The organism is Mycobacterium sp. P4_H6 (genome assembly GCF_056400845.1).
The window spans coordinates 1-23617 of sequence record NZ_JBFUKN010000080.1; the positions used below are offsets into that span (position 1 = coordinate 1).

General features: G+C 66.5%; 25 protein-coding genes. 11 read left to right on the forward strand and 14 right to left on the reverse strand.

Annotation, left to right across the window (positions count from 1 at the left end; all coding sequences use genetic code 11):
• On the reverse strand, positions 1–315 hold a 315-nt coding region (locus tag AC1DTF_RS25265), incomplete at its 3' end, for an AMP-binding protein (protein ID WP_477476064.1).
• 87 nt (positions 316–402) lie between these two features.
• Between AC1DTF_RS25265 and AC1DTF_RS25270 the strand changes: the two genes are divergently transcribed.
• On the forward strand, positions 403–1203 hold the full coding sequence (locus tag AC1DTF_RS25270; RefSeq protein ID WP_477476065.1) for a crotonase/enoyl-CoA hydratase family protein: 801 nt from the start codon (positions 403–405) through the stop codon (positions 1201–1203).
• 138 nt (positions 1204–1341) lie between these two features.
• Here AC1DTF_RS25270 and AC1DTF_RS25275 read toward each other — a convergent pair whose 3' ends face one another.
• Together AC1DTF_RS25275 and AC1DTF_RS25280 are read right to left on the reverse strand one after the other, a co-directional pair.
• Complete coding sequence (locus tag AC1DTF_RS25275) at positions 1342–2676, reverse strand: MFS transporter (protein WP_477476066.1); 1335 nt, start codon at positions 2674–2676, stop codon at positions 1342–1344.
• A gap of 89 nt (positions 2677–2765) precedes the next feature.
• Complete coding sequence (locus tag AC1DTF_RS25280; RefSeq protein WP_477476067.1) at positions 2766–3362, reverse strand: FMN-dependent NADH-azoreductase; 597 nt, start codon at positions 3360–3362, stop codon at positions 2766–2768.
• Positions 3363–3445: 83 nt separating this feature from the next.
• Between AC1DTF_RS25280 and AC1DTF_RS25285 the strand changes: the two genes are divergently transcribed.
• A complete protein-coding gene (locus AC1DTF_RS25285) occupies positions 3446–3931 on the forward strand; it encodes a MarR family winged helix-turn-helix transcriptional regulator (protein ID WP_235571207.1) in 486 nt (161 codons plus the stop codon).
• On the opposite strand, the gene AC1DTF_RS25290 is transcribed toward AC1DTF_RS25285, so the two are convergent.
• The 3 genes from AC1DTF_RS25290 to AC1DTF_RS25300 form a co-directional block, all read right to left on the reverse strand.
• Positions 3928–5142 carry a cytochrome P450 gene (locus AC1DTF_RS25290; RefSeq protein WP_057167835.1) on the reverse strand — a complete coding sequence of 405 codons (1215 nt, stop codon included), beginning with the start codon at positions 5140–5142 and terminating at the stop codon, positions 3928–3930. The genes AC1DTF_RS25285 and AC1DTF_RS25290 overlap by 4 nt on opposite strands.
• Positions 5139–5819, reverse strand: a complete 681-nt coding sequence (locus tag AC1DTF_RS25295; RefSeq protein ID WP_477476081.1) for an acetoacetate decarboxylase family protein — start codon at positions 5817–5819, stop codon at positions 5139–5141. The genes AC1DTF_RS25290 and AC1DTF_RS25295 overlap by 4 nt, the downstream gene beginning before the upstream one ends.
• Positions 5820–5924: 105 nt before the next feature.
• On the reverse strand, positions 5925–6956 hold the full coding sequence (locus AC1DTF_RS25300; protein WP_057167836.1) for an LLM class F420-dependent oxidoreductase: 1032 nt from the start codon (positions 6954–6956) through the stop codon (positions 5925–5927).
• A 59-nt stretch (positions 6957–7015) separates the two neighbouring features.
• On the opposite strand from AC1DTF_RS25300, the gene AC1DTF_RS25305 reads away from it, so the two are divergent.
• From AC1DTF_RS25305 to AC1DTF_RS25325, 5 genes are all read left to right on the forward strand, one after another.
• On the forward strand, positions 7016–8017 hold the full coding sequence (locus AC1DTF_RS25305; RefSeq protein WP_057167837.1) for a Zn-ribbon domain-containing OB-fold protein: 1002 nt from the start codon (positions 7016–7018) through the stop codon (positions 8015–8017).
• A gap of 13 nt (positions 8018–8030) precedes the next feature.
• Positions 8031–9086, forward strand: coding sequence for a thiolase domain-containing protein (locus AC1DTF_RS25310; RefSeq protein ID WP_477476068.1), 1056 nt, complete (start codon positions 8031–8033; stop codon positions 9084–9086).
• 22 nt (positions 9087–9108) lie between these two features.
• Entirely contained in the window at positions 9109–10281 is a 1173-nt protein-coding gene (locus AC1DTF_RS25315) for a thiolase domain-containing protein (protein WP_477476082.1), read from the forward strand.
• Positions 10278–10682: a nuclear transport factor 2 family protein gene (locus AC1DTF_RS25320; protein WP_057167840.1), complete on the forward strand. Its 405-nt coding sequence runs from the start codon at positions 10278–10280 to the stop codon at positions 10680–10682. Before AC1DTF_RS25315 ends, AC1DTF_RS25320 begins: the two co-directional genes overlap by 4 nt.
• A gap of 99 nt (positions 10683–10781) precedes the next feature.
• The gene (locus AC1DTF_RS25325) at positions 10782–11399 is read left to right on the forward strand and encodes a hypothetical protein (RefSeq protein WP_477476069.1); all 618 of its coding nucleotides are present in this window, start codon (positions 10782–10784) and stop codon (positions 11397–11399) included.
• A 3-nt stretch (positions 11400–11402) separates the two neighbouring features.
• On the opposite strand, the gene AC1DTF_RS25330 is transcribed toward AC1DTF_RS25325, so the two are convergent.
• Positions 11403–11927, reverse strand: a complete 525-nt coding sequence (locus AC1DTF_RS25330; RefSeq protein ID WP_057167841.1) for a gamma carbonic anhydrase family protein — start codon at positions 11925–11927, stop codon at positions 11403–11405.
• Positions 11928–12037: 110 nt separating this feature from the next.
• On the opposite strand from AC1DTF_RS25330, the gene AC1DTF_RS25335 reads away from it, so the two are divergent.
• Positions 12038–13207, forward strand: a complete 1170-nt coding sequence (locus AC1DTF_RS25335) for a 3-ketosteroid-9-alpha-monooxygenase, oxygenase component (RefSeq protein WP_057167842.1) — start codon at positions 12038–12040, stop codon at positions 13205–13207.
• The gene (locus AC1DTF_RS25340) at positions 13207–13680 is read left to right on the forward strand and encodes a hypothetical protein (protein ID WP_057167843.1); all 474 of its coding nucleotides are present in this window, start codon (positions 13207–13209) and stop codon (positions 13678–13680) included. Before AC1DTF_RS25335 ends, AC1DTF_RS25340 begins: the two co-directional genes overlap by 1 nt.
• 42 nt (positions 13681–13722) lie before the next feature.
• Here the strand turns inward: AC1DTF_RS25340 and AC1DTF_RS25345 are convergent, their stop codons facing one another.
• Positions 13723–14856: an alpha/beta hydrolase gene (locus AC1DTF_RS25345; RefSeq protein WP_477476070.1), complete on the reverse strand. Its 1134-nt coding sequence runs from the start codon at positions 14854–14856 to the stop codon at positions 13723–13725.
• Entirely contained in the window at positions 14853–16094 is a 1242-nt protein-coding gene (locus tag AC1DTF_RS25350) for an MFS transporter (protein ID WP_477476071.1), read from the reverse strand. The genes AC1DTF_RS25345 and AC1DTF_RS25350 overlap by 4 nt, the downstream gene beginning before the upstream one ends.
• 102 nt (positions 16095–16196) lie before the next feature.
• On the opposite strand from AC1DTF_RS25350, the gene AC1DTF_RS25355 reads away from it, so the two are divergent.
• Entirely contained in the window at positions 16197–17078 is an 882-nt protein-coding gene (locus tag AC1DTF_RS25355; protein ID WP_477476072.1) for a helix-turn-helix transcriptional regulator, read from the forward strand.
• Here the strand turns inward: AC1DTF_RS25355 and AC1DTF_RS25360 are convergent.
• The 3 genes from AC1DTF_RS25360 to AC1DTF_RS25370 all read right to left on the reverse strand — a co-directional run bounded on the left by AC1DTF_RS25360 (position 17075) and on the right by AC1DTF_RS25370 (position 20215).
• Positions 17075–18232 carry a sulfotransferase family protein gene (locus AC1DTF_RS25360; RefSeq protein ID WP_477476073.1) on the reverse strand — a complete coding sequence of 386 codons (1158 nt, stop codon included), beginning with the start codon at positions 18230–18232 and terminating at the stop codon, positions 17075–17077. The genes AC1DTF_RS25355 and AC1DTF_RS25360 overlap by 4 nt on opposite strands.
• 70 nt (positions 18233–18302) lie before the next feature.
• The gene (locus AC1DTF_RS25365; RefSeq protein WP_057167847.1) at positions 18303–19085 is read right to left on the reverse strand and encodes an SDR family oxidoreductase; all 783 of its coding nucleotides are present in this window, start codon (positions 19083–19085) and stop codon (positions 18303–18305) included.
• Between the two features lie 2 nt (positions 19086–19087).
• Positions 19088–20215 carry a hypothetical protein gene (locus AC1DTF_RS25370; RefSeq protein ID WP_477476074.1) on the reverse strand — a complete coding sequence of 376 codons (1128 nt, stop codon included), beginning with the start codon at positions 20213–20215 and terminating at the stop codon, positions 19088–19090.
• 105 nt (positions 20216–20320) lie between these two features.
• Between AC1DTF_RS25370 and AC1DTF_RS25375 the strand changes: the two genes are divergently transcribed.
• Positions 20321–21232, forward strand: coding sequence for an IclR family transcriptional regulator (locus tag AC1DTF_RS25375; RefSeq protein ID WP_477476075.1), 912 nt, complete (start codon positions 20321–20323; stop codon positions 21230–21232).
• Here the strand turns inward: AC1DTF_RS25375 and AC1DTF_RS25380 are convergent, their stop codons facing one another.
• Positions 21233–21439, reverse strand: a complete 207-nt coding sequence (locus AC1DTF_RS25380; RefSeq protein WP_057167867.1) for a DUF4287 domain-containing protein — start codon at positions 21437–21439, stop codon at positions 21233–21235. It abuts the gene before it with no gap.
• A 73-nt stretch (positions 21440–21512) separates the two neighbouring features.
• Positions 21513–23585: a RecQ family ATP-dependent DNA helicase gene (locus tag AC1DTF_RS25385; RefSeq protein WP_477476076.1), complete on the reverse strand. Its 2073-nt coding sequence runs from the start codon at positions 23583–23585 to the stop codon at positions 21513–21515.
• Between the last annotated feature and the right edge of the window lie 32 nt (positions 23586–23617).

A 23617-nucleotide genomic window follows, 5' to 3' on the forward strand; every position in this document is an offset into this window, starting at 1 on the left:
GCGCGGCGCGACCATGTCGGAGTTGTCGAAGAGGTATTTCAGCTCGCCCTCGACATAACGGAAGTTGACGTTGACCAGGATCGCGCCGGCCTTGACGATGCCGAGCATCCCGATCACGATCTCGATCCGGTTGCGGCAGTACAGACCGACCTTGTCGTCCTTCTTGACACCCTGGTCCCGGAGGTAGTGGGCCAGACGATTGGCCTTGTCCTCGAGCTGGGCGTAGGTCAGTTGTTCGTCACCACATATGAGGGCGACGCGGTCCGGGACGGCGTCGATTGAGTGCTCGGCAAGATCGGCGATGTTCAGGGCCATGCCCCTAAACTAGAACGTGTTACATTTTTGTTCAAGTAGCGCAGTGTGACAAGTCCGAGTTGTCATCGAGCAGGAAGGCGGACACCCGTGAGCGAGGCCGACGGCACACCCGATGCCCTCATCGAGCAGCGCGGACACACGCTGATCGTGACGCTGAACCGGCCGGAGGCGCGCAATGCGCTTTCCACCGAGATGCTCTCGATAATGGTCGAGGCCTGGGACCGCGTGGACAGCGATCCGGAGATCCGGACCTGCATCCTGACCGGCGCAGGCGGCTACTTCTGCGCGGGCATGGACCTCAAGGGCGCCACCAAGAAACCACCGGGCGATTCGTTCAAGGACGGCAGCTACGACCCGTCACGAATCGACGGTCTGCTGAAGGGGCGTCGTCTCACCAAGCCGCTCATCGCAGCGGTCGAGGGGCCGGCGATCGCGGGCGGCACCGAGATCCTGCAGGGCACCGATATCCGGGTCGCCGGTGAGAGCGCCAAGTTCGGCATCTCCGAGGCCAAGTGGAGCCTGTACCCGATGGGCGGCTCGGCGGTGCGCCTGGTACGCCAGATTCCATACACCATCGCCTGCGACATGCTGCTGACCGGCCGGCACATCACCGCGGCCCAGGCCCTGGAGTACGGGCTGATCGGTCACGTGGTGCCCGATGGCACGGCGCTGGAGAAGGCCCTGGAGATCGCCGAGATCATCAACAACAACGGCCCGCTGGCCGTGCAGGCGATCCTCAAGACCATCCGCGACACCGAGGGCATGCACGAGCTCGACGCCTTCAAGCCCGATACCGCCAACGGCATCCCGGTGTTCCTCAGCGATGACGCCAAGGAAGGTCCGCGGGCGTTCGCCGAGAAGCGGCCGCCCAACTTCCAGATGAAGTAGCGGCGCGCTACCTCGCGCGGCGGCACAGGAGCCTATCCGCCTACCGTGATTCAGCCTGGGCGGCCGAAGCTGCACCAGGCTGAACTCCGGTAGACCTCGGAGCCGATCTGCCTTAGATTGGGCTGCCCGGCCTCAGCGTCACCGCAGGAACGCCGAGCCCCGCTCGCGATCGAGGTAGGTGTCGGACTTGTTCTTCAGGAAGAACAGGTACACCACCAGCGATATCGCGATACACACCGTGACGTAGCCGATGAACAACGGCACCTGATCGCGCGCCTTGAGTGCCTGGTAGATCAGCGGCGCGGTGCCACCGAACATCGAATTCGCCAGCGCGTAGCCGACTCCCACACCCAGTGCGCGCACACGCGCCGGGAACAGCTCCGACTTCACCAGGGCGTTGATCGAGGTGTAGCCGGTCAGGATGATGTAGCCGACCCCCACCAGCAGCAGTGACATGATCGGCGACTGCGTCTGCGGCAGATAGGTGATCAGTACGTAGGTGTAGAGGACACCGCCGATGCCGAAGAAGACCAGCAGCGGTTTGCGGCCGATCCGGTCGCTGATGATGCCACCGATGGGCTGCAACAGCATCAGGAAGATGAGCCCGATCAGGTTGATCCATGTCGCGGTCATCGCCTGGTCCTTGTAGGTGGCCTTGACCATCGCCGGGGCGTTGACGCTGTAGGTGTAGAACGCCACGGTGCCACCGAGGGTGATCAGGAAGCACAGCAGCAGCGGCCTCCAGTACCGGGTGGCCAACTCGCGGATCGAGCCGGCGCCGGTGTCCTCGCCGGACCGGATGGCGGCCAGCTGATCCTCGGACAGCGACTCGTCCATCGAGCGGCGCAACCAGAACACCACGACGGCGGCCACACCGCCGATGGCAAAGCCCATGCGCCAGCCGAATTCGCGCAGCTGCTCGTCGGTGAGCACGGTGTCCAGGACGAGCAGGGTGAACTGGGCCAGCACGTGCCCGCCCACCAGCGTCACGTACTGGAATGACGAGAAGAAGCCGCGACGCTCGCGGGTCGCCGCCTCGGACATGTAGGTGGCCGAGGTGCCGTACTCACCGCCGGTGGCGAATCCCTGGACCAGTCGGGCAAGGATCAGGACGACCGGTGCGGCGATGCCGATGGTGGCCTGCGACGGCACCAGTGCGATCACCATCGAGCAGGCCGCCATCAAAGAGACACTGAACGTCAGCGCGGCGCGCCGGCCACGCCGGTCGGCGTAGCGGCCGAAGAACCAGGAGCCGACCGGACGCATCAGGAACGTGACGGCGAAGATCGCGTACACGTAGATCGTCGAGTTCTTCTCCGATTCATCGAAGAACTGCCCCTCGAAGTACGACGCGAACACCGTGTAGATGTAGACGTCGTACCACTCGACGAGGTTGCCCGACGACCCCCTGATGGTGTTCCAGATGGCCCGCCGGGTCTGCGCCGGCGTCGAGATCGGTGTCGCTGTGGTCATCGCCTCATCATGGGCGATGAGGCGCCGCCGACGGGAAACCTTTGCGCGACATGGCCCGGTTTTCTTGCAAAGTCCTCACACAAGCGGCCCTAGACGGCGACCTCCCGGGCCTCCCACAGCAGGTCGATCTGCGCCTGGCCGTCGGCGAGACTCTGCGCCGCCAGCCCCTTGAGCTCGGCCATCGCCGGATTGGTGTCGGCCAGGGTGAATTCCACGACGATGAAGCGAGACTCCAATCCGGTCATGGACAGCGTGTGCGCCAGCCAGCCCTGGGCGTGGTCCCAGCCTTCACGCGGCGTGCCCGGGCCATAGCCGCCGCCGCGGGTCTCGATGGCCACCAGCTCGGTGCCCGCCAGCAGTCCTTGACCGGTGGCGAAGTCGACGGACAGGCCGTCCACGAGGACATGATCGACCCACGCCTTGACCGTGCTCGGCGGCCCGTAGTTGTAGAGCGGCAGTCCCAGCAGGACCGTGTCGGCGGCCTTGATCTCGTCGACGAGTTCGGCGCTGATCGGCGCCGAACGGCTGGGGTCCAGGTGTGGCAGCGGATGTGCCGCCAGATCGCGGTAGGTCACCGTCCCGCCCGGATGGGCGGCCCGCCAGCGATCGACGGCGCGGGCGGTGAGACGACGGCTGACCGAACGGTCCCCCTGGACCGACGAGTCGATATGGAGCAGATGCGACATAACTGATCCCTTACTGATCGTTTGTGTAGTACAAACTATCTATACCACGGGATCGATATGTGTATTCCCGTACTCTTGCCCAGGTGAGTGACAGTCCGGTGCGCGACCAGCTGGTGGGGCCGTTACTGGACCTGCTCGCGCGCAGGCTGCGTGGTGCCGCGGAGGCCGAGCTCGCCGCGTTCGATCTGCGTCCGCGTCACGTCATCGGGCTGACCCTGTTGCGCGACTTCGGCGAACACAGTCAGGCCGCGCTCGCCGCAAGCCTCGGCATCGATCCGACCAATGTGGTGGCGCTGCTCAACGAACTCGAATCGGCCGGGCTGATCGAGCGCCGCCGGTCCCCGCAGGACCGCAGGCGCCACACCGTCGTGCTGACGCGGGCAGGTGGACATCGCCTCGCCGAGATCGAGACTGCCCTGGCCCGCCTGGAGCACCGACTGTTCGCGGCAATGGACAGCGAGGAACAGGCGGCGCTGTACGAACTGCTGCAGCGCGCCGCATCGGCCACCGGCGGAACCCCTGGGTCACCGGAGCTCGGGTGCCCCGGTGCCGCAGGCGAGAGTTGTTAAGGCCGAACGGGTTTCGTCGGGGTGAACACCACCGGCATGGACTCCAGTCCGCTGACGAAGTTCGCCGGCCGCAGCGGCAGCATGTTCTCGTCGGCCAGCCTCAGATCGGGCAGCCGCTGTAACACCTTGTCCAGCATGATCTTCAGCTCCAGGCGCGCGAGCTGGTTCCCCATGCAGAAGTGTGTGCCGAAGCCGAAGGCGACGTGGTTGTTCGGGTTGCGGTCGATCCGGAAGTTCTCCGGGTCACCGAACACCTCCTCGTCGAAGTTCGCGCCCTCGAACATCAGCATGATCTTCTCGTCCTTGCGCAGCTGGGCGCCGTGGAACTCGGTGTCGGCGGTGAGGGTGCGGCACATGTTCTTCACCGGCGACGTCCAGCGCAACATCTCCTCGATCGCCATCGGCAGCTTCTCCGGATCGGCGGTGAGCTGGTTCCACTGATCACGGTGGCGCAGAATCTGTTCGGTGCCGCCGGAGAGGGTGTGCCGCGTCGTTTCATCGCCGCCGATGAGGATCAGCAGCGTCTCCATGACGATCTCGGCGTCCTCCATCCGCGAGCCCTCGACCTCGGAGTTGACCAGGATCGAGAACAGGTCGTCGGTCGGTTCGGCGCGCCGCTTGGTGATCACATCCATGGTGAACGCGGTGTAGGCGGCGAAGGTGTCCATCAGCAGCTTGATGGTCGCCTCATCGACGTGGGAGCTCAGCCCGCACACCAGGTCGTCGGACCACTTGAGCAGTAGATCGCGCTCCTGGGGCAGCACGCCGAGCATGTCGCCGATGACGGCCATCGGCAAGGGGGCGGCGATATCACGGACGAAATCGCACTCGCCCTTCTCGCACACCGCGTCGATCAGGGTGTCGCACAGGTTGCCGATCGACGGCAGCTTGTCCATCACCCGCTTGCGGGTGAAGCCGGCGTTGACGAGCTTGCGGCGCAACAGATGTGACGGGTCGTCCATATCGATCATGTACGGCATGCCGGGCTGGTCGGGGCGAATGCCCCCGGCGCTGGAGAACAGCTCGGGGTTGCGCTCGGCGTCGAGCACCGCGGCATGGCTGACCGCGGCGGCCTGCCCCGTGCGGTCGCGAAACACCGGTTCGTGGGCCCGCATCCACCGGTAGGCCTCACGCGCGGTCGTGCCGTCCGCGTAGAACCGGCCGTCGGCCAGGTCCACATCGGGACGCGTCTCGGTCAAAACCTCAGTCATGCAATCTCCTTGGCATCGCCGAATGTCATTTGTACGTTTTCAGCCGAACTGGAGAGGAATGCGCGTTTGGGCAAACCGAGCGCGGCCAGTTCCCGGCCGATCGGGTGCCCGCCGAGTCGCACCGACACTCCCCCGGGCCGGTACCGCACCCCCGAAAGCGTCATCTCCCCCGCCGTTTCGCGGGTGACCCCGTCCAGATGCGAGTACGTCGGATGAACCTGCCGTTTCGACGTCAACGCCGCGGGCACTGCCAGTCCTTTGCGGAACTCCATGCTCACAGCGTGCCGGCCGTCGATGTTCACATCGAAGCCGAAGCTCTGGCCCTCACGAACCGTGAAGTCCGCCATGACCTTCGGGTAGCTCCAGATATGGCGGCCCGCTTCCATGGTGAACGCGCCGTCAACCGGTAGGTGGTGGATGAACGCCGCTGCCTCACCCAGCGCCCGCAGACCCGACGCCGTGGATCCCGGCGGGTTCACCATCACATTGGTGCCGTATTCCAGATACGGCCCGAGGTCCCCGTCGACGTAGTGCATGAGCATCAGGATCACCATGGCGCGCCCGCGCCGGTACCGGCAGACCTGCAGTCCGCTGTAGTCGATCATCCGCTGCGCGGCATCGGCGTCGACCGAGAACATGGCCATGTGCTGGGTCGCCCGGCGGATCTGCACGGGCATGGTCACGGTTTCACCCGCGATCACGTATTGGGATGTGGCGTGGGTCACGCGCCCCAATGTAGGGCTCGCAGTAGACACTTTGCAAGGAAGTGTCTAGTCGGCGAGTTACACCAGCGCGGCGAGATCCTTGATCTGCTCGCTCGATCGGGCGCCGACGACCATCATGGTCACGCCCGCGGCCTCCCAGGCGACGATCTGTTCCTTGACGTAGTCGAGGTTGCCGACGATCGCCGAGTCGTCCACGAGCTCATCGGGGATCACCTTGGCCGCCTCGTCCTTGCGGTCGGTGCGGAACAGCTTGGTCACATCATCAACGACCTCGGAGTACCCCATCCGGCGATACACGTCGGCGTGGAAGTTGGTGTCCTCGGCGCCCATCCCGCCCATGTAGAGCGCCAGGTGGGGCTTCATCAGTTCCATGATGGCCGGCCGGTCATCGGTGACGACGACCTGTGCCGTCGCGCAGATCTCGAAGGTTTCCCGGGTACGCCGCGCGCCGGGCCGGGCGAAGCCCTCGTCGAGCCATTCGTTGTACATGCCCGCGATGCGCGGTGAGTAGAAGATGGGCAGCCAGCCGTCGGCGACCTCGGCGGCCAGGGCCACGTTCTTGGGCCCCTCGGCGCCCAGCATCACCGGGATGTCGGCGCGCAACGGGTGGGTGATCGGCTTGAGGTTCTTCCCGAGCCCGGTGGTGCCCTCGCCGGTCAGCGGCAGCGGGTAGTGCGGGCCGTCGCTGCGCACCGGGGCCTCGCGGGCCCAGACCTGGCGCAGAATGTCGATGTATTCGCGGGTGCGGGCCAGCGGCTTGGGGAACTTGGCGCCGTACCAGCCCTCGACCACCTGCGGCCCGGAGACGCCGAGGCCGACGATGTGCCGCCCGCCGGAGAGATGATCCAGCGTCAGCGCGGCCATGGCGAGCGCGGTAGGGGTGCGGGCCGAGAGCTGCAGCACCGAGGTGCCCAGCCGCATGCGGGTGGTCTCGCGGCCCCACCAGGCCAGCGGGGTGTAGGCATCCGAGCCCCAGGCCTCCGCGGTGAAGACGGTGTCGAAGCCCTCGGCTTCGGCGGTGGCGACCAGTTCGGCGTGGTCGGTCGGTGGCTTGGCGCCCCAGTATCCGAGCTGAAGACCCAACTTCATCTAACTCACCTCTCGACCCATGGTTGAAACCATTCTTAGAACCTGTTCTACTCGATGCCGTGACCACAGGCCAAAGCAGCCCGGTGCAGATCGACGAGCATGAGCGGCCCCTCTCGGCGCCGCTGAGACTCTCATTCGACTACACCCGTTCAGTCGGACCGCTCCTATCTCAGTTCTTCACCGCACTGCGTGAACGACGCATCGTCGGCGTGCGCGGTTCGGACGGCCGGGTGCACGTACCACCCGCTGAGTATGACCCGGTCACCTACGAAGCCCTGACCGAGGTCGTGCCCGTCAGCGCCGTCGGCACGGTGCAGTCCTGGACCTGGCAGCCGGCGCCGCTGGAGGGCCAGCCGCTGGACCGGCCGTTCGCCTGGGCGCTCATCAAACTCGACGGCGCAGACACCCCCCTGCTGCACGCGGTGGACGCCCCGGAGGGCTCCATAAAGACCGGTGACCGGGTGCACGCGCACTGGATCGACGAGCCGGTCGGTGCGATCACCGATATCGCCTGGTTCGTCCCCGGAGAGGACTCGGAACCAGAGGGCCAGCCCGATGACCGCGATCCGGTCACCGTGCAGGTGAGCCCCAGCTTCATCGAGATCCAGCACACCGCGTCGCTGCCCGAGACCACCTTCCTCAAGGCACTCGAGGAGGGCAAGCTGCTCGGCGGCCGGAGCCGGAGCGGGCGCGACGGCAAGCCCGGCAAGGTCTACTTCCCGCCCAAGGAAGCCGATCCCGCAACCGGTTTGGCGCTCGATGAGTTCCTCGAGCTGCCCGACGTGGGCACGGTCACCACGTTCGCGATCATCAACATCCCGTTCCCCGGGCAGCGGATCAAACCGCCCTATGTCGCGGCCTATGTGTTGCTCGACGGTGCCGATATCCCGTTCCTGCACCTGGTCGTCGAGATCGATCCGGCCGATGTGCGGATGGGTATGCGCGTGCAGGCGGTGTGGAAGCCCCGCGAGGAGTGGGGCCTTGGCATCGACAACATCGACTATTTCAAGCCCAACGGCGAACCCGATGCCGACTACGACACCTACAAGCACCACCTGTAAAGGGCCCGAACTGATGACAGAAATCGCAGTGGTGGGCTTCGCACACGCGCCCCACGTCCGCCGCACCGACGGCACCACCAACGGCGTCGAGATGCTGATGCCGTGTTTTCACCAGCTCTACGAAGAACTCGGCCTCAAGCAGACCGATATCGGGTTCTGGTGCTCGGGATCCTCGGATTACCTTGCCGGTCGCGCTTTCTCGTTCATCTCGGCCATCGACTCGATCGGCGCGATCCCGCCGATCAACGAGTCGCATGTCGAGATGGACGCCGCGTGGGCGCTCTATGAGGCCTACATCAAGCTGCTCACCGGCCAGGTCGAGACCGCGCTGGTGTACGGATTCGGCAAGTCCTCGGCAGGCACTCTGCGCCGCGTGCTCGCCCTGCAGACCGACCCCTACACCGTTGCGCCGCTGTGGCCGGACTCGGTATCGCTGGCCGGCCTGCAGGCTCGCGCCGGGCTGGACGCCGGCACGTGGACCGCCGAGCAGATGGCCCAGGTGGCACTGGACTCCTATGCCGCCGCAGGCCGCACCGACCGGGAGGAGGTCACCGGCGACATCGACGAGCTGCTGTCCCGGCCGTTCTTCGCCGACCCGTTGCGCCGCCACGACATTGCCCCGATCACCGATGGTGCGTCCGCGATCGTGCTGGCCTCCGGCGACAGGGCCCGCGAACTCCGGGAGAACCCGGCCTGGATCACGGGTATCGAGCATCGCATCGAGACACCCATCCTGGGCGCCCGTGACCTGACCACCTCACCGTCGACGGCGGCCTCGGCCAAGGCGGCCACCGGAGGCGACGCCGGTTCGATCGACATCGCCGAGATCTACGCCCCGTTCACCCACCAGCAGCTGATTCTCACCGAGGCGATCGGGCTCGGGTCGCAGACGAAGGTGAACCCGTCCGGTGGCGCGCTGGCCGCCAACCCGATGTTCTCCGCAGGCTTGGAGCGCATCGGCTTCGCCGCTCAGCACATCTTCAACGGCTCCGCGCAGCGGGTGCTGGCCCATGCGACCAGCGGCCCTGCGCTGCAACAGAATCTCGTCGCCGTGCTGGAAGGGAAGTAGCGAAGTGGCTGCATCAAAGAATTTGGCCGCGGTGCTGGGAACCGGGCAGACCAAGTACGTCGCCAAGCGCCATGACGTGTCGATGAACGGCCTCGTGCGCGAGGCGATCGACCGGGCGCTCGTCGATGCCGGGTCGACGTTCGACGACATCGACGCCGTGGTGGTCGGCAAGGCGCCCGACTTCTTCGAGGGCGTCATGATGCCCGAGCTGTTCATGGCCGACGCCACCGGTGCGACGAACAAGCCGCTGATCCGGGTGCACACCGCCGGTTCGGTGGGTGGCTCGACCGCCATCGTCGCGGCCAGCCTGGTGCAGTCGGGCAAGTACAAGCGCGTGCTGACGATGGCCTGGGAGAAGCAGTCGGAATCGAATGCCATGTGGGCGTTGAGCATTCCGGTGCCGTTCACCAAACCGGTGGGCGCAGGCGCGGGCGGGTACTTCGCTCCGCACATCCGCGCGTACATCCGGCGCTCGGGCGCCCCCGATCACATCGGCGCCATCGTGGCGGTCAAGGACCGGCTCAACGGCGCCAAGAACCCGCTGGCTCATCTGCACCAGCCGGACATCACCCTGGAGAAGGTGATGGCCTCCCCCATGCTGTGGGATCCGATCCGCTATGACGAGACCTGCCCGTCGTCCGACGGTGCGGCGGCCATGGTGATCGGCAACGAGGAAGCCGCGGAAGCGCATCTGGCGAACGGAAATCCCGTGGCGTGGATCCACGCCACGGCGTTGCGCACCGAGCCGCTGGCCTACGCCGGTCGCGATCAGGTGAACCCGCAGGCCAGCCGCGATGCCGCGGCCGCACTGTGGCGTGACGCCGGGATCACCTCACCCATCGACGAGATCGACGCCGCCGAGGTCTACGTTCCGTTCTCCTGGTATGAACCGATGTGGCTGGAGAGCCTCGGTTTCGCCGCCGAGGGCGAGGGCTGGAAGCTCACCGAGGCCGGCGAGACCGCGATCGGCGGGCGTATCCCGTTCAACGCCTCCGGGGGTGTGCTGTCCTCCAACCCGATCGGCGCGTCCGGCATGATCCGGTTCGCCGAATCGGCCATCCAGGTGATGGGCAAGGCCGGCGACCACCAGGTCCCCGGCGCACGCAAGGCCCTTGGTCACGCCTATGGCGGTGGCGCACAGTACTACTCGATGTGGGTCGTCTCCAGCGACAAGCCGGCGCCCACACCGGCATGACGGAGCGCCCGGTCACCCTGGCGGGCCGGCGGTCGCGGGAAGCGGCCGTCGCCCGCGACAAACAGACCTGGCTCGACCTGTTCGCCGATGACGCGATCATCGAGGACCCGATCGGGCCGTCGCATTTCGACCCGGAGGGCAAAGGCCATCGCGGTAAGGACGCCATCGCGGCGTTCTTCGATATGGCGATTGCGCCCAGCGAGCTTGAGTTCCACTTCGAGAAGTCCTACGTCTGCGGCGACGAGGAAGCCAACACGGGCCACATCGTGATCGTCGCGAGCGGCTACCGGGTCATCGCCGAGGGCGTGTTCACCTACCGGGTGAACGCCGACGGCAAGATCGCCGCACTGCGCGCGTACTGGGAGCTGGACAAGGCGGCAGCCAGCGCGCAGCCGGTGTAGGGCCGGCGCGAAGCAGCCCGGGAATCGAGCCGGCCAGTCGCGTACCGTGGTAGGCGATTTCATCCTGCACACCCAGAAGAGCTGTTGAGTTTCACATACATGTTGTCCCGATCACACTTTGCCGCCGCCGCCCTGCTCACCGTCACCATCAGCGCCTGCGCACCCGCCGAACCCGGCGGTGGTGCGACCAGCGCTCCGGCGCCGACGCTGCCGGCGTTCACCACCAGCTCCACCACCACGTCGGCGACCGCGGCGCCCGAGGACACCGACTACCGGGATCTGCTGCTGACGGCGGGTGATCTCACCGACGCCGACGACACCTTCGTGGAGCGCTCCCGCGAGCCTTCGCCCGACGGTCACGCGGGTGCGAGCGCGTTCTTCGTCAACGAGCAGGACACCCGCGCCATCATCGACACCGTGTTGATCTACCCGGACGACGCGGCCGCTGCGGCCGCGCTCCAGCAGGCGGTCAACACCAGGAAAGTGACCGGCGATCCGCAGCCGATCGGGGTCGGTCAGGGCGGCGTCCTCATCCGGGGTACCCGCCCGGATGAGGACAAGGCGGTCACCCTGCTGTTGTTCACCGCGGGTCCCGCACTGGTGCGGATCGAGTTCCAGAGCGCCGACGGGGACGTCACCACGGATCCGTTCGTCACCAGCGTCGGCAAGATGCAGCAGATCGCGCTGCGGATCGGCCTCGCCGACAACCAGCAGTAGCGCTCACACCTCCTTGAGCCCCGCGCGGTAGCGCAACGCCAGCTCGCGGTAGATCTCGGAGCTGGTCTTCACCCACCTCTCGGCGCCGGTTCCGGCGACCGGTCCGCGGATCTTCGCCGGCGCGCCGGCCACCACCACTTCGTCGGGGATCTTGGTGCCCGGAGTCACCAGCGCGTGCGCAGCGACCAGGCTGCGGGCGCCGATGACGACGCCGTCGAGCACGGTGGCGTGGTTCGCGATGACGGCGTCGGCACCGATATGGGCGCCGTGCACGACGCAGGCGTGCCCGATGGTGGCGCCCGGTCCCACGTCGACGGGGATGCCCGGCGGTGCGTGCAGCACCGATCCGTCCTGCACGTTGGCGTCGGCGCGGATCACGATCGGGGCGAAGTCCCCGCGCAACACCGTGTTGAACCACACCGAGGCGCCCGCTTCCACCGTGACGTCGCCGATCAGCGTGGCCGTGGGGGCAATGAATGCCTCCGGGTCGATTCTGGGTATACGGCCTTCGAACGAATAAACCGGCATCGTCTACATATACAGCGTGGTCCGCGCAGGTCGCAGAGTTTACGTTGCGCTATGGCGGCACAAAACTGTAACGTGTTCTAGTTAGAGAGACCAGATACGGGAGGCCCACCGTGACTACCGAGACTGCCGGCATTCGTGAAATCGACACCGGCGACCTGCCCGACCGCTATGCCCGCGGGTGGCACTGCCTAGGCCCGGTGAAGGATTTCCTGGACGGCAAGCCACACAGCGTCGAGATCTTCGGCACCATGCTGGTGGTTTTCGCCGACTCCGAGGGTCAGCTGAAGGTGCTGGACGGGTACTGCCGCCACATGGGCGGAAACCTCGCCCAGGGCACCATCAAGGGCGACACCGTGGCCTGCCCGTTCCACGACTGGCGCTGGGGCGGCGACGGCAAGTGCAAGCTGGTGCCCTACGCCAAGCGCACGCCGCGACTGGCCCGCACCCGCGCCTGGGATACCGACGTCCGTGGCGGCCTGCTGTTCGTGTGGCACGACGCCGAGGGCAACCCGCCGCAGCCCGAGGTCCGCATCCCCGAGATCCCCGAGGCCGCCGACGACCAGTGGACCGAGTGGCGCTGGAACACGATGCTCATCGAGGGCTCCAACTGCCGCGAGATCATCGACAACGTCACCGATATGGCGCACTTCTTCTACATCCACTACGGGCTGCCCACGTACTTCAAGAACGTCTTCGAAGGCCACATCGCCAGCCAGTACCTGCACAATGTGGGCCGCGCGGACATCAACGACCTCGGCACCACTTACGGTGAGGCACACCTGGATTCGGAGGCCTCGTACTTTGGGCCGTCCTTCATGATCAACTGGCTGCACAACAATTACGGCGGTTTCAAGGCCGAATCCATCTTGATCAACTGCCACTACCCGGTGAGCCAGAATTCGTTCATGCTGCAGTGGGGTGTCATCGTCGAGAAGCCCAAGGGCCTCGACGAAAAGACCACCGACAAGCTGGCCCGGGTGTTCACCGAGGGCGTGTCCAAGGGCTTCCTGCAGGATGTGGAGATCTGGAAGCACAAGACCCGCATCGACAATCCGCTGCTGGTCGAAGAGGACGGCGCCGTCTACCAGATGCGCCGCTGGTACCAGCAGTTCTATGTCGACGTCGCCGATGTGACCCCGGAGATGACCGACCGGTTCGAGATGGAGGTCGACACCACCGCCGCGAACGAGAAGTGGGCCGTCGAAGTTCAGGAGAACCTGCAGGAGCAGGAGAACCTCAAGCAGGCGGAACAGAAGGAATCGGCGGAGCAGTCGAGCTGATGACCACCAGCAACGAGCAGGCCCAGACGCCCGACGTCGATCGTCTGGCCCGCTCGATGCTGCTACTGACCGGGCACGACGACGATGACGACCATGGTCGGTCCGAGGCCAGTCCAAGTACCGGAAACTGGTCCAAGGCACCCGATTTCGGGTCCGATCCGCAGCGCGCCGCGGCCGTTCACGAGGCCACGGCACGCGACAAGGAACGGTATCTGACAGCCGGGCTGGCCTCGGTGGACTGCCGGTTCTGCCACGCGACCGTCCAGGTCAAGAAGCTCGGACCCGAACACACCACCGTGCAGTGGAACGGCCAGGCGGCCAAACGCTGCGCCGTCTTCGACGAGATCCGCTCCACCGGTGGCGATCCGGCGCGCGCCAAGTCCTGCCACCGGCTCACCGACAGCATCCGGCACGCCATCGCCGAGGGGTGCCTGGAAGAGATATCCAGCGCACCGTCCCCCGGCGACGGCTGATCACGCGTCGGCCCGGTCACCTGCCCGCCGGACCTGATGCGCTCATGACCGGGCGCTCAGGTGGTCGCGGAAGAAGGTGGACAGCGTGTCGAACGGGATGAGGTCGACGCGATCGTAGAGATCGACGTGCCCGGCGCCCGGAACGAGCACCAGTTGCTTGGGCTGAGCCGCCAATTGATAGGCCTGCTCGCTGAATTCGCGTGAGTGGGCCTGATCGCCGGTGATGAAGAGCATCGGCCGCGGCGAAATGGTCTCGATACCCTCGAACGGATAGAAGTTCATGAATCGCACGTTGCTGCTCAGCGTGGGATGGGTGGTCGTATCCGGGCTGTGACCCCGGCCCGTGCGGTAGAAATCGTAGAACTCCCGGTCGATGGCGCCCGACTGATCGGTGAGCTCCTCGGGTGTGCCGCCGGTGTATTCGACGTCCCCACCGGCGAACTCGATATCGCGTTGCTGYGCCGCTCGTGTCAGCATCTCCTGGCGCTGCTCGGCGGTCACCGAATTACGTAGCCCGTTGCGGGCGGCGCCGCCCATGTCGTACATGCTGACGGTGGCGACTGCCTTGATGCGCGGATCGATCTTGGCCGCGCTGATGACGAAGCTGCCGCTGCCGCAGACACCCAGCGCGCCGATGCGTTCGGTGTCGATGAACGGTTGGGTGCGCAGGTAATCGACGGCCGCACTGAAGTCCTCGGTGTACACGTCGGGGGCCACCAGGTTGCGTGGCTCACCGGCGCTCTCACCCCAGTACGACAGATCCAGCGACATGGTGACGAAGCCCTGTTCCGCCATCTTCGTGGCGTACAGGTTGGCGCTCTGCTCCTTGACCGCACCCATCGGGTGCCCGACCACCATCGCCGCGTTCTTGACGTTGCGGTCGAGATCGTTGGGAACGAAGAGATTACCCGTGACATCCATCTGGTATTGGTTCTTGAAGGTGACCTTCTGCACGCTCACCCGGTCGCTGACGTAGAAGTTGTCGGCTCCGTCGGACAGGTCCCCCTGTGCGAGTGGGGACGTCCGCTCAGCAGGCGTCGACGCGGGCGCGCGATCCTGCTGCTGCGCGGTGCAGCCTGCGGTGACGACGACCAGCACGGCGGCCACTCCGGTCAGCGCCCTCAGCCGGCGACTGCCGGATTGCTGTCGCGGGGCTGTTCTGGTGGTGATGTTCATGCTGCGTACTCCTTTGTTCTCGGGGTTGGGGTCGGTTGCGCCGAGGCTGGTGTGGTGGCCTGAAATGCCAGTGCGGCAAGCGGAATCAAGGTCAGCGCAGCGATGACCGTGCCGACGACCGGTGGGCCGAGCTCCCGAAGTGGGGACTCCAGCGCCCGGCCTGCCGCCCACGACCCGACGGCGGTGCCGAGGTTGAACGCCGACGTGGCCAACGCCGAGGCCAGCGTCGGGGCGCGATCGGCGAAACGGACCGCCAACGCGATGAGGATGGGGTTGACCGTCATCGAGGCCAGGCCCAGCAGGACCAGCAAGGCGACCGTCGGCCACGCCTGGCTGGACAGCAGGCAGATCGCGAGTAGCACCGCGGCGGTGGCCGCCGCAGCCGTCAGCGTGGTGGCGTACGGGTGGGTGTCGCCGAGGCGGCCCCCGAGGAAGGACCCGGCCAGCGCGCCGACGCCGAACCCGACGAGTGCCAGTGCCACCAGTTCACCGGCCAGTCCGGACCGCTGCGTCAGCAGGGGTGCGACGTAGCTGTAGGTCGCCAGGGTGCCGCCCATGATCATCGTGGCCGAAGCCAGCACCAGCCACAGTCGTCGCGAACGCAGGCCGGCGAACTCTGCACGCACCGAGGGCCGGCACCGGTTCTGGTCGTCGTGGGGGACGAAACGCACAATGAGCGTTGCGGCCACGATCGCGAGTCCGGCAAGGACCCAGAACGGGCCGCGCCAGCCGATCCACTGACCGGCGAACGCGCCCAGCGGGACGCCGATGACGTTGGCCAGCATCCCGCCGCCGAGCACGATGCCCAGCGCCCGTGACCCGGCCGCGGGCCCGGCGGTGCGGCTCGCGACGACGGCGGCGACCGCCCAGAACGCGCCGGTGGCCAGCGCTGTGCAGAAGCGGGCGACCAGCAGCAGGGCGAATCCCGAGCCGAGGGCCACGACCACATGGCCGACTGCGAACACGCACAGGGCCATCGCCAAGGTCACCCGCCGCGGAAGCCGCAACGTCACGATCGCCATCGCCGGTGTGCCCACGATCATGCCGACGGCGAAGACCGTGATGAGCAGACCGGCCGCAGCATTCGAGACCTCAAGATCGCGGGCGATCTCGGGAAGCAGTCCGGCGATGATGAACTCGGTCGTTCCCATCAGGAACGTGCCGACGGCCAGAACATAGGTGACGAAGGGCAGACGCGCCGGCGGCGCGGATCGGTAGGCGGGTCGGCTCGGGTCCATGTCTACGAGGAAACGCGATCCTGGACCGGTCAGGGAGTTCCTGAGAAGGGGTGTACCGACAGTGCATCCCAGAAATCCCGGTCCGCTCGTACCGTGGTGAGCATGGACAACCGTGCCGAAGTCCGCGAATTCCTGATGACGCGGCGGGCGAAGATCACCCCCCAGCAGGCCGGGCTGCCCGAAATCGGCACACGCCGGGTGCCGGGACTGCGCCGCGGCGAGGTCGCGTCACTGGCCGGGGTCAGCATCGAGTACTACAGCAAGCTCGAACGCGGCGGCCTGGGCGGTGTGTCCGCGTCGGTCCTCGACGCTATCGCCCGGGCTCTGCAACTCGATGACGCCGAGCGGTCTCACCTGTTTCATCTCGCGCACGCCGCCGATGGCACCAGCGCAGGCATGCGGCCCCGGCGCCGGCCGGCGAAACGCTGGACCCCGCGACCCAGCTTGGTATGGGCCCTCGACACATTCAACGCCCCCGCGATCGTGCGCAACGGCCGGATGGATCTGCTGGCGGTCAATCACCTCGGCCGAGGTATGCACTCGTCGCTCTACGAGAGAGATCCCACGCGGCCGCCGAACTTCGCCCGGTACACCTTTCTCGATGAGGATTCACGCCGCTTCTACCCGCATTGGGACGAGGCCGCCGACGTGTGCGTGGCCATCCTGCGGACGGAGGCAGGCCGTGACCCCTTCGACGATTCGATGCAGGATCTGGTCGGTGAACTGTCGACCCGCAGCGCCGAGTTCCGCCACCGGTGGGGCGCCCACGATGTGCGTGCGCACGGGGCCGGCGCCAAGACCTTCCATCACGAGGTGGTGGGCAACCTTGAGCTGTCCTACGAGAGCATGGACATGATTTCCGATCCGGGGCTGACGCTCACCCTCTACATCGCCGAACCCGCGTCACCGACTGCGCACGCCCTGGATCTGCTGGCGTCCTGGACCGCAGGCCTGGCGCAGGAAGTGGTGCCCGGCGAGGTCTAGAGCCCTCTGAAGCGCTCCCTGACCTGCTCATCGGTCAGCCCGTAGTCGCTGAGGGAGTAGGTGTGCTTCGGCGCGCGCGGCCCCTTCTTGCTCTCCTCATGGCTGTCCGAGATCGCCTGCCGGGCCTCATCGGTGAAGTCGATGCCGAAGGTGCGGTAGATGCCTTCGACGGCACCGACCGGATCCTTGATGAACTCGAAGTAGTCGACATCGCAGAACTGGGCCGGGTCGTGCTTGGCCCGTTCGGCATCGAACAGTTCCAGCCCACGCGACCAGGTCTCCAAGGAATCCTCACCGATCACMTTGCCCGAGAAGCTGTTCGACCAGCCCTCGGTGGTGTGCTGGGCCAGTGAGCACATCGAGGCCATGATGGTCTCCGCCGGGCGGTGGCACTGCACCACCAACGCGTCCGGATAGGTCGCGAACAGCGCATCGAGGGCGAACAGATGACTGGGATTTTTGAGCACCCAGCGTTTCTCGGGTTCGTTCAGGCCGATCAGCTGCAGATTGCGGCGGTGCCGTTGATACGACTTGGTCCAGTCCTGCTGTGCCAACCACCGCGAATAGGTGGGGATGTGAGCCAGCGTCTCATAGGACACCGAATGCAGCGACTGACGCAGCAGTTGCCAGCATTCCTCGACCTCGTCGGCGGTCATGTAATGCAGGCCGGTGTAATCCGGATTCTCCTCGTGCGCCTTGCTGAACTGCGCGTCGAGTTGCTGGAACACCGGGTTCTGCGACCAGGTTTCGCGCGGCGGGCGCGGCTGCGGAAATTCGGCGAGCCACAGTTCCAGACCCTGGTGCCGCGGGTCCGCGGTGAGCAACCGGTGGATCACCGTCGTCCCGGTGCGCGGCAGCCCGGTCACGAAGATGGGGCGCTCGACCGGCACATCGGCGTGCTGGGGGAACTGCTTGAACGCCGCCTCCGACACCAGTCGGGCCACCAGCGCGTTGCGCACGAAGAAGCGCTGCATCTTGCTGCCGAACTCGGTCAGATCGGCATCGCGCTGATAGGACTCGAGCAGGACGCTCAGGGCCTCTTTATAGTTGTCGTCATCGGAGCCGAAATCGTCGAGCCCGCAGGCCTTCACGGCCGATGCGTGCAGGTCCTCGACGGTACCGACATTGGTACGAGATGTGCTGGCGCTGCTCATTGCTCGACTCCCACTCGCTCCGGTCCTCGCTCGTACCTCGCTGCGATCCTCACTCGCGCTCGTCTTCGCATCAGTAGTGGTACTCCCCGCAGTTGACATCCAGTGTCTGCCCGGTGATGCCGCTGGACAGATCGCTGGCCATGAACAGGATGGCCGAGGCCACTTCGTCCTCGGTCGGCAGCTTCTTGAGATCGCTGTTGGCGGCGGCCGCTTTGTAGATCTCGTCCACCGTGGTGCCGTACTTGCCGGCCTGGTGTTCGAAGTAGCTCTGCAGCGTGCCACCCCAGATATAGCCGGGCAGAACGGAGTTCACCCGGATTCCGGCCTCCCCGAGCTCGCTGGCCAGCGACTGCGACATGGCCAGCAGCGCGGACTTGGCCATCTTGTACGCACCCTGTTTGGGGTCGGAATGCCGGACCACCATCGAGTTCACGTTGACCACCGAACCTTTCGCCTCGGTGAGCGCGGGGGTGAAACCCTGGATCAGCCGCAGCGCGCCGAGCACGGTCAATTCGATGGTGTCGCGGATGTGGTCGAAACTGGTCCGGGCGAACGGTTTCATCGACGGCACCCGGAACGCGTTGTTGATCAGCACGTCGACCCTGCCGAACTCCGCGATCGAGGTGGACACCAGATTGGCGACCTGCTCCTCATCGGTGATGTCGGTACCGACCGCCAGGGCACGCCGGCCCAGCGCCGTGACCTGACCCGCGACATCCTCCAGCCGTTCCACGGTGCGGGCCGCCAGGATGAGGTCGGCGCCCTCCTCGGCACATCGACGGGCCAGTGTGGTGCCCAGCGCCGGGCCCACACCGCTGATGACGACGACCTTGTCCTGCAGCAGACCTGCCATGCTCAACCCACCATTCTTTCGCCGATCAGCTTCTGACGCAGTGCGATTCGCTTCCGCCAGTCCTCATCCGAGATCTTGTTCGATTCGTAGTACGGCAGCGCATCGGCGACGTCGGCCACGTCGAGGATCTGCAGGGTCGGTCCGTCGGCCTCGGTCAGCTCCCGCGAGACCCGCTGCCAGCGGAACTGCAGATAGCCCTTGCCGTGCCCGAGCGTCTCGCACCAGTTCGCCACCCCGGGATTGGCGTCGGACACCACGATCCGGATCTTGCCGTCCGGATCGGCTTGTGCCTGAGTGCCGTTCAGCGATGTCTGGTGGTTGATGTAGTCCAGCGAGATGTACCAGAGGCTGCCCAGCTGGAAGCCGATATAGGGCGCGTCGGTGACCGGCAGGGTGATGACGATCGCCTGCTGCGGGGTCAGATCGAAATGCCCGACCGAGGAGTACTGGGTGGCCAGCCCGCCGGGGGTCAGCCGCGGTGCGGTCAGCGTGTTCACCGGCAGGTTGTCGTAGAACCATTTCGGGAACTGCAGCCACGTCTTCACCCGCTGGATGAGTTGCTTGCCCGCGACGGCGTAGCGCTTTTCGATGAGTTCCTTGGTCAGCGCGGGCGGCGCGGTACCCACGGTGTCGGTCCGCGCGATCGCGAATGTGCCGCGCTGCGCCGACCAGTCGTTGTAGACCTCCCGGATCACCAGCTGCGCGGGCTTGTCCGGGGTGAATCTCCATTCGAAGGTGCCGTCGGCGGCGATGTCGAGTTTGCGGTCGTCAAAGGCGGACTCGCTGTCGGGCACGACCTCATCGGTGTACTCGCCGCCGATCAGCTGGAAGCTGACATCGGTGGTGGTGCCGCGCCGGCCGGTCACCACATATTCGTTGCCGGGCTGGACGCGGGTGCCGAAGTACATGGTGTCGGGATTGTCCAGGCCCATCTTGGTGAAGGGCCCGGTGCCGCTGTGCAGGAACGGGTGATCTCGGTCGTAGTCGAAGGCGACATGCGTGCAGGCCGCGATGCACCCGGCCAGGTACTGCAGACCTTCCAGCAGGTCGGCCTCGGACTCGATGAAGGGTGCCTCGGCGACCAGGCGCTCGGCCTCGGCGATGGCTTCCACCAACGGCTGTGAATACATGGCTTCCATTCTGTTGGTCCAATATTGGACCGAAGTGGTAGAGTTTCCGCTCCGAGACTAGAACGCGTTCTAGTTCGAGTCAACGCCCGGAGGTGTGCGCGCAGCATGTCCGTCCCCCCGCCACCAGGCCGCGCGTCACCGCCCACCGAACGGGTGATCGCCGTCCTGGCTTTCCTCGCCCGACATCCGCACGACCGGTTCGGGCTCTCCGAGCTGGCCCGCCGCGTCGAGCTGAGCAAGCCCACCTGCCTTGGCATCCTCACCGCCCTGACCGAGGCGGGCTATCTGGTGCGCGACGCCGGGGAGACCGGTCGGGACAAGACCTATCGACTGGGTCCGACGCTGATCACTCTCGGCCACATCGCGCAGGAATCGCTGCGGGTCAGCCCGTCCGCCCGTGACGAGCTGCGCCGGCTCTCGGAGGCCTACGGCGCCACCGCTGCGCTGTCCGGGGTTGTCGATGACCGGATCACCCTGCTCGAACTGGTTGCACCGCCGGGCACGCCCGCCACCGTGCGGGTCGGGCAGAGTTACCCGTTCGCTCCGCCGGTGGGTCTGATGTTCGTGCTGTGGGACGAACGTGCGGTCCGCGACTGGCTGCACAAGGAGCCGACGATTCCGTTGCGCACCGACACCGAGCGTTTCGAACGGGTGATCACCGAATGTCGCGCCTCGGGCTACCTCGTGGAACGACTCACCCCCGGCGGACGACGGCTGTATGCGCTGATGGCCGGCATGTCCAACACGTTGCCCGACGAACTGCGGGCCCTGCTGGGCGAATTGGTCTCTGATATCGGGGAGCGGGTCTATCTGCGTGGCGAGGACGGCCCCGAAGGACGCCACGACATCAGCGTCATCGCCGCGCCGGTGTTCGACCACCACCAGCGCCAAGTCATGGTGGTCTCACTGCAGATCGGTCATGCGCTCACCGATGCCGAGATCGGCTCCCGCGCCGAGGGTCTGCTGGTGACCGCCGATGCGCTCACCGCCCGCCTCGGCGGCTCCAAGCCGGTGTGATCACGCGCCTTCGGCAAGCGTGTGGGCGACCAGTGCGTTGGCGTGGCCATGACCAACGCCGTACTCGGATTTGAGCAGACCGACCAGCTCCATGTGCTTCGTCAGCCCCGAGTCGCGGATCAGTTGCTGCCATTCAGCGATCGGTCGTCCGTATTTCTTCTCGATCGAGGGGAAATAACTGGCGGGCCCCTTCACGATGTCAGCCATCGTCATGCTCCTTCATCCGGTGCGTTGTCCCCAATGCAGACTCACTCCGCGACGCGGACTCATCGCGGACGCCTCAGCTGGTACTGGCGAGCGCGAGCGGCAGCACGTCGGCCGCACCGGCCGCGCGCACCGCACGGGCCGCCATCGTCAGCGTCCAGCCCGTGTCCGTCATATCGTCCACCAAGAGCACGGTTTCACCGTCGATCGCCGTGGGTGCCTCCCACGCGCCGGTCAGTGCGGCCACCCGATAGGCGGAGTTCGCAGCGGCCACCGGCCGGTGTTCGGGCGAATACTGCAGCACACCAAGGTTGTTCAGCCGGCCCATCTCAGCCAGCCGGGCCGCCAGCGATCTGATCAGGATCGGGTGACTGACCGAATCCAGCGCCAGCACCGCGGTCGGTCGCTGCGCCCAGTTCCACGATTTGAGCACGGCGACGGCGGCGGCGATCACCTCATCGGGCACGTCCGCATCCGGGGCGTCCAGCAGCTTGCGCAACCGGGCTCCCCACCCCAGGTCGGTGAGCCTGCCGATGACGCGGCCCGCAGCGGGACCGTCGGCGATCTTTCCGGAATGCTCGATGCCGAGCTTGCCGAGTCCGGTGGGCCACTGCTTGCGCGGGGTGATCTCGACGCCGGGGCGCATCAGCTGCTCCCGGGTGGCCTCGGCCGCGCCGGCGTCCACCTCGGCGTGGTACGCGGAGCCGGCGCAGTTGTCGCACCGGCCGCACGGCTGGGGGCCGAGTTCGGGATCGTCGAGTTGCTTGCGCAGGAACGACATCCGGCAATCGGGGGTGCTCTGATAGTCGAGCATTGCCTGCTGCTCGCGTTTGCGCGCCTCGTCGAGGTGGCGGTAGCGGGGTTCGTCGTACTCCCAGGGCTGCCCGGTGCCGATCCAGCCGCCCTTCACCCGGCGCACGGCTCCGTCGACGTCGAGCACCTTGAGCACCATCTCGAGCCGGGACCGGTTGAGGTCCACCAGCGGTTCCAGCGCGGCGGTCGACAGCGCCCGGTCCGGTTCGAGCGCGTCGATCACATGGCGCACCATGGCTTCCGACGGGAAGGCCACCGACGCGAAGTACCGCCACACATCGGCGTCCTCGCGGCCGGGCAGCAGGATCACCTCCGCGCTGGCCGTCGAACGACCGGCGCGGCCGACCTGCTGGTAGTAGGCGATCGGCGACGACGGCGCGCCCAGATGGACCACGAAGCCGAGATCGGGCTTGTCGAAACCCATCCCCAACGCCGACGTGGCGATCAGCGCCTTGACCTTGTTGTTGAGCAGGTCGGCTTCGAGTTGTTCACGTTCGGCGGCTTCGGTGGAGCCCGTGTACGAGGCCACGGCGTGCCCCTGGTCGCGCAGCAGGGTGGCGATATCATGAGCCTGCGCGACGGTCAGCGTGTAGACGATGCCCGATCCGGGTAGCGAATCGATATGTGCGGCAAGCCATGCCGCGCGCTGGGCCGGTCCGCCCGCCTGCACCACCGACAGCCTCAGCGACTCACGGTCCAGCCCGCCGCGCAGCACCAGGGTGTCCCCACCGCCGACCCCCAACTGCGCCGCGACATCGGCGACCACCCGGTCGTTGGCGGTCGCGGTGGTGGCCAGCACCGGGACGTCGGAGCCCAACTCGGCGATCAGCGTGCGGATGCGCCGGTAGTCGGGCCGGAAGTCGTGGCCCCAGTCCGAGACGCAGTGCGCCTCGTCGACCACCACCAGCCCGGCGTCGGCGGCAAGTGCGGGCAGCACGGCGTCCCGAAAGTCGGGATTGTTCAAGCGTTCCGGGCTGACCAGCAGGACGTCGAGTTCGCCGGCGTTGACCCGCTGGTGCACGGTGTCCCATTCGGTGACATTGCTGGAGTTGATCGTCGCGGCCTTGACCCCTGCCCGCTCCGCCGCGGCCACCTGGTTGCGCATCAGCGCGAGCAGCGGAGACACGATGACGGTCGGCCCGCGCCCCTCGGCGCGCAGCAGCTTGGCGGCGATGAAGTACACCGCCGACTTGCCCCACCCGGTGCGTTGCACCACCAGCGCCCGCTTGCGCTGCACCACCAGCGCCTCGATCGCGATCCACTGGTCATCGCGCAGTGTCGCCTGCGGCCCGGCGAGCTGCTCCAGAATTGCCTGCGCGTCAGCCCGTGTTGCCATGGCACCCATCGTGCCCGGTCCGACCGACAGTC